The sequence below is a fragment of the Protofrankia sp. CiT1 genome (assembly GCF_917627335.1).
GTDB lineage: Bacteria > Actinomycetota > Actinomycetes > Frankiales > Frankiaceae > Protofrankia.
The window spans coordinates 1-2957 of sequence record NZ_CAKJTP010000276.1 but is presented as its reverse complement, the minus strand read 5'-3'; the positions used below and the strand labels follow the sequence as shown (position 1 = coordinate 2957).

General features: G+C 69.8%; 1 protein-coding gene and 1 pseudogene. One reads left to right on the top strand and one right to left on the bottom strand.

Annotated features, from left to right (window positions below; translation table 11 throughout):
- Window positions 1-160: pseudogene (locus MJ785_RS21425) on the top strand (IS5/IS1182 family transposase); the annotation flags it as partial.
- Between the two features lie 179 nt (window positions 161-339).
- Here the strand turns inward: MJ785_RS21425 and MJ785_RS21420 are convergent.
- A complete protein-coding gene (locus MJ785_RS21420) occupies window positions 340-2703 on the bottom strand; it encodes a 2OG-Fe(II) oxygenase (protein ID WP_239382651.1) in 2364 nt (787 codons plus the stop codon).
- Between the last annotated feature and the right edge of the window lie 254 nt (window positions 2704-2957).

Genomic DNA, 2957 nt, shown 5'->3' with positions numbered 1-2957 from the left:
GGAGCGGACGCTAGGTTGGATCATGATGCACCGCCGCCTGGCCCGCGACTACGAGACCGTGCCCGCCAGCTCCGAAGCCATGATCTACCTGGCTTCGATCGACAATCTCACTAGACGCATAACGAACGAAACAACACCTACCTGGCGAGGAACCTATTAGGTTATATAAGATGATTATCTCTAATCAAACGCCCTCTGAGGTGGAAGCGTCTGCGGGAGCCGCTGTCGGTTGTCGGCGGGGTGGACGCCGCCGTGCGTGAGGCCTGTTGGGAGCTTGGGGCGATGGTCGAGGCCAGCCTGATGCCCGCGTGACTCGAATCCGGAATCGACGGATGGAGGTCAGGTGGTCTGCGGGGCGGGCGGCACGTGCCATTCGGCGACCAGCCAGTCAAGGTCCGCCTGGTCCGTGGCCCGCTGTGTCAGCTCGTCGGTGAAGAGCGCGTCGGTCTTCTGGAGAACGAGGGTGTAGGGGCGGCCCTGCCGGCGGGTGACATGACTGACGGGCAGTTCGGCGGCGTCGATCCGGGAATGGACGTGCCGCCTGCGCTGCTCGGCGAGCGGCCAGTCGAGGGTGCGCTGGCTCGGGTCCGCGAGGAACGCGCGCAACGTCTCGCACAGTTCGCACCCGCAGCCGTCCGCGGCCAGCGTGATCGACCAGTCCGTGGCGGCACGCGATGGGAGCGCCAGCCGGGAGCGCAGCCGCGCCGCGCAGTCCGCTGCCAGCTCGCCGAAGCCGGTCTCGTCGCGGGTACCGTTGCCGCCGGGCGCCGCAGCGGCGCGCAGCGCGGACATCTCCAGCGCGGTGACCGCGTCCTGCTGCCGCCGGACGTGTTCGAGGACTGTGTCCCGGGTGTCCGCCGGCCCGGTCGTGGCGGCGGCCGTCAGTACCGAGGCAAGCGGTGCGCCCAAGGCGTCGAGGCCGCCGTCGCGGCTGCGCGGGGATGACGACCGGGCCGCGCTGTCGATCGCTTCCCGCAGCCATGTCCACGCCAGGTCGACGAGCAGCTGCGCGGCCGTCTCGCCGCCTCCGGGCTCGGCGCGCAGCCCCGCGCACAGCCCGGGAAGCGAGTCCGCCACCCATCGCCCGCGTTCCGGTCCGCCGACGGTCCAGTACGGCTGTCCCGCGCCCGCCCACGTCCTCAGCAGCTGCACGGCCCACGGCCGTCCATACTGGCTGGCGAGCTTCGCGAAGGGTGCGGCGCCGCCGGCGGTCAGGTTCTCGACGCGGAACGGGCCCAGCAGCATCGATGCGGTCGCGGCGTCCGCCACGGTGTCCGCCGTGCGCAGGGCCTTGCCGAATGTCTCGGAGATCCTCGCGCTGTCCGCCGACGTCCGCGCGCGCAGGGCACCGTCCCAGAACGGCTCGAGCGTTGCCGCGGCGGCCTGCGCGTCCGTCGGTGCCATCGCGGCAAGCGCGTCCAGAGCCCAGCCGGGGGAGGTCTCGGCGCGGTTGGCGAAGGACTGCTCGCGGGGCCAGACAACGATCGCCGCGCGGTGGTACCAGCGGTCCAGCGTGTTACCCCAGTTACCCATATAGCCCTCGTAGTCCGAGGTGTAGGGCTCGAAGTCGTCCGTCCCGCTGGACGCACACACCTCGTCCTCGTCGACGTCCAGCGAGGTCGCCTCCAGCTGGTCACCGTCCGGGCCGGTCCAGTGCGTGAGCGTGACCGTCGACTCGATCAGCTCCTGGATATCGTAGTCGGCCAAGTCATCAGTGTCATCGTCCTCAGCATTCTCATCGTCGTCCCAGCAGCGCCGGCCGCGGCCCCCGTAGTAGTCGTCCGCCTCGTACGCGCTGTGTGTGGTCTTGATGTCCGCGAGCGCGAGGACGGCCTCGTACCCAGCCCGTTCGGCCGCTGCCTGCACCAGGGAGCCGCGCGCGGCGTCGGCGCCCTTCAGCCCGCGCCAGCCCAGCGCGCGCGGGGTGTACTCGTGGTCGAGGAGGTAGACGAGCCGGTTCGGCGGGCCGGCGGGGCGTCCGCCGTAACGGCTGAACACGGGTGTGCTGAAGTGCTCCCGAAGGAAACCGGCCAGCTCGCCGACCGCTCCCTCATCGCCCTCCGGAAGGGCAGTGTCACCGCTGAGCAGCAGATTGTAGGTGAGGGCGATCCGGTACCCCGACCGGATCTTGGCGACCTCGTGCCGGCAGTCGGCGTAGAAGGCGACCAGCGACAACTCTGCCGTCGAGCCTCGGTAGGTGTTCTTCTCCTCGAGGTGACGTACTATCAGCTCGCCCCCGCTGTGGTCGGAGGGCAGCGTCACCACCAGGGTGCCGATCATCGAGTCGTCCTTCTCGCTGTCCTGGTGGGCGCGGAAGAACTGGCCCGGCTCGTACACCAGCAGGGAATGAAGGCCAGCAGTGAGCTCGGCGGCGATCGGCAGGCCCAGCTCGTCCTTCACCGTCGTCAGAATGTCGTTCAGCGCGTCGTCGTCCCACCTGGCGTGGACGAGCTCCGTCGGGATCTCCCACGTGTCGCGGACGCCTGGGTCGGTCAGCGTCTCCTCGCCGCGGCCAAACCGGGCCGGCTGGCCGCGGCCGAGGAGCTCGCGCGCCTGCGCGGAAGACACCGGGAAGGCGACGGACCCGACGCCGTCGACCTCGATACTCAGCACGTCCGCACTCGTCGTCAAGGCAACGCTGAACGCGCCCGCCACGTCTCCTCGGAGCATCCTCGCCAGCTTGTCCCGCGCCACGGTCGCCATCGCCGCATTCCCTTGTGTCTGTGAGCGCTGTACCGTCGAGCATGAAACTAGCAACCTCCCATCCACCCGGCGGCCCCGGCATCGGCGGTCTGCGTCGGCTGGCTTCCTTTGGCCTTGAAGTGCCAGCCAGCGGGGCTGAGAGCGTTGTCAACGCGACGGCGGGCCTAGGTTCCGCGGCATGTCGCGCGGGCGGTGGCCCGCTATGGGTTCTGGGCCTGCGAGGAGGGCCCGGCCCAGGTCGGCAATCCAGACCA

Bases quoted from the DNA above. Each gene is read 5' to 3' on its own strand.
- MJ785_RS21420 (WP_239382651.1), bottom strand. From the start codon at position 2,703: ATGGCGACCGTGGCGCGGGACAAGCTGGCGAGGATGCTCCGAGGAGAC.